This is a genomic window from Coleofasciculus sp. FACHB-712 (assembly GCF_014695635.1).
Taxonomy (GTDB): Bacteria; Cyanobacteriota; Cyanobacteriia; order Cyanobacteriales; family FACHB-T130; genus FACHB-T130.
Window position 1 is genome coordinate 1 of sequence record NZ_JACJOQ010000639.1, and the last position, 2,621, is coordinate 2,621.

At 48.4% G+C, this 2,621-nt stretch carries 3 protein-coding genes; all 3 read left to right on the forward strand.

Annotated features, from left to right (window positions below):
• On the forward strand, window positions 1-609 hold a 609-nt coding region (locus H6F50_RS23975; RefSeq protein ID WP_190430614.1), incomplete at its 5' end, for a carbohydrate ABC transporter permease.
• Window positions 610-938: 329 nt separating this feature from the next.
• Window positions 939-1,415, forward strand: a complete 477-nt coding sequence (locus H6F50_RS23980) for a hypothetical protein (RefSeq protein ID WP_190430615.1) — start codon at window positions 939-941, stop codon at window positions 1,413-1,415.
• A gap of 363 nt (window positions 1,416-1,778) precedes the next feature.
• On the forward strand, window positions 1,779-2,396 hold the full coding sequence (locus H6F50_RS23985) for an ElyC/SanA/YdcF family protein (protein ID WP_242029194.1): 618 nt from the start codon (window positions 1,779-1,781) through the stop codon (window positions 2,394-2,396).
• Window positions 2,397-2,621: the final 225 nt, after the last annotated feature.

The following is a 2,621-nucleotide window of genomic DNA, read 5'->3' on the forward strand; positions in this document are numbered from 1 at the left end:
AGTACCCTGGTGGCAGTGCTGACAGTGGGCTTAAATCTGCTATTCTGCTCGCTTGCCGCTTACCCCTTGGCACGGCTGGATTTTCGGGGGCGGGACATGGTTTTTGCGGCTGTTGTCTCCACGATTATGATTCCGTTCCAAATTGTGATGATTCCCCTGTACATCTTGACCGTACAGCTAGGTTTGAGAAATACCTATTTGGGTGTTATTTTGCCAAGCATCGCCTCTGCATTCGGGATTTTCCTACTGCGGCAAGCATTTCAGGGCGTTCCCAAAGAACTGGAAGAAGCCGCTCGGATGGATGGCTGCTCGGAGCTAGGCTTGTGGTGGCACGTCATGCTTCCAGCAATTCGCCCAGCACTGGTGACACTGGCAATTTTTGTCTTTATCGGTTCTTGGAGTGACTTCCTCTGGCCCTTAATTGTCCTTGACCGACCCGAATATTACACCCTCCCCCTAGGCGTCGCCACCCTTGCCGGGGCATTGTCCCTGGATTGGCGACTGGTTGCAGCGGGTTCTGTCATTTCAATTACGCCAGTGTTGCTTGTCTTCCTCTTTTTGCAGCGATATATTGTGCCGACAGATGCAGGTAGCGGCGTCAAAGGTTAATGGCGCTTCAGATTAAGGCGATCGCGCAAAGATTTATCAAAGCACCCTATCCAACCAGAAATTTCCCTTAGAAACAGAGCGGTGCCACTGTTAGCTTTATTTTCAGTTCCAAGAGTCCTGAATTCGACCCGAAAGCGATCGCGCACGAGAGATTTAAGTGGATTCACCTCGATTTAAGTCATGCAATCAGGTGATGGAAACTCACCCAATCGGGTGAACTTTGTGGGAACAACCTGGCTGTTTGCGAAATTTCAATGACTCAGATGGATGTTTCAGAAGTACCTAATTTAAATTCTTGCAGCGATTTCCTTCAGGAGCAGTCACTCTCTATGATTCACCACATTTCTCTCCCCGCTGAAAATCCCCTTCACGTCGCCAATGTCTTTGCAGAGATATGGAATGGGAAGGTTGCCCCATTCCCACCAAATCCAGGCAGTTATATCGTTATTGCTGGCGATGAGTACGGGACGATGATTGAGATTTATCCGGTTGGTACCGAAATGATACCTGGTGAAGGTTACGAGCAGGCAGCATTCATTCAAAACGTTTTGTACTCACCGTTTACAGCTACCCATGCTGCCATATCTGTACCGACGAGCCAAGAACAGATTGAGAAAATTGCCACCCGTGAAGGCTGGCGCGTGCTGCGCTGTAGCCGGGACTCGTTTTTTGATGTAATCGAGTTGTGGATTGAGAACAAGCTATTGATTGAACTGCTACCCCCAGAGATTGCCCCTCAATACGTAGCATTTATGCAGCCACAAAACTTGGAGAAGTTGTTCTTTGCCACTGCTAGCGCAGCGTGAAACGTGGATTAGACAGGCTGGGCGTTTCCTACTCTGCCTAATTAGACAAAGTTGATTCGCTCGTTAATCTTTCAAATTCCGATCGGAAGAACAACTGAAGACGTAGAGGTATAGAAATTAGTTTTCTTCCGGATATAGCTACGTTGTCTATGTAAAACAAAGATTAGTTAGATGCACCCTGATGTTTACCCCTGGAGACAAGCCAGGGGTTTTTCTTTTTAAGGGGTTATTTTGGCCGATTGATATTTTCCGGAGTTGGGATGCAATTCCTTGAGGCTAGCTAGAACAGATTTCTGATAACGTTTGAGGGGAGTTTGAGTGAGCGTGCGTCAATGGTTTTTGTCTAACTGGCGTCGTGTTTTTCTGCTCCTGTTGTTGGGAAGTGCCGCGATCGCTCCAGCGACGATTTACTATGTGAGTGCAGTTACCAGAAGCGATCGCTATACCGATCCTGCCCAAGTTCCGGCTGAGCGTGTCGCCATTGTTCTTGGTGCAGGCGTATTGCCCGACGGTAGCCCCACACCGATGCTAGCCGATCGGGTGGAAGCGGCTGTGCAACTTTATCAGATGGGTCGCGTTAAAAAACTCTTAATGACGGGCGATAATAGCCGCACCGACTACGATGAAGTGAGCGTGATGCAGCGCTACGCAAGCGATCGCGGTGTACCGGCTGCTGATATTGCTCTGGATTATGCTGGTTTCAGCACTTATGAAAGTTGCTATCGCGCACGAGAGATTTTTGGGGTGACACAGGCGGTTGTCATCACGCAGCAGTTCCACTTGTCACGCGCCGTGTATACTTGCCGTCAATTAGGTGTGAATGCGAGCGGCTTGGGTACACCCGATTGGGGACGGTATGGAGATGGGGTGATGAAATCTTATACAACGCGGGAAGCACTCGCGACGGTGAAAGCCGTTTTAGAGGTTAATCTTATCCGTCCTCAACCAACTTTTTTGGGGCAATTTGAGGGAATAAAGTAGGGACAGGCAAATATCTGTAAAGATAGTAGACTTCTTGCACGGAGTTTTTTATAAAACCGCAGAGGCAAGAAGTCTATTTGTTTTACGATTTGATTGCTGCAATGCGATCGCTTTGCAAGCTGGAGAATAAGCTTTCCCAGTCGGGATTTTGGCTATCTTCTGCCTCTTTTACCTCAAAGGTGAGATTACACGCTTTCGGTTCTTCTAGCGATCGCACGCACAATT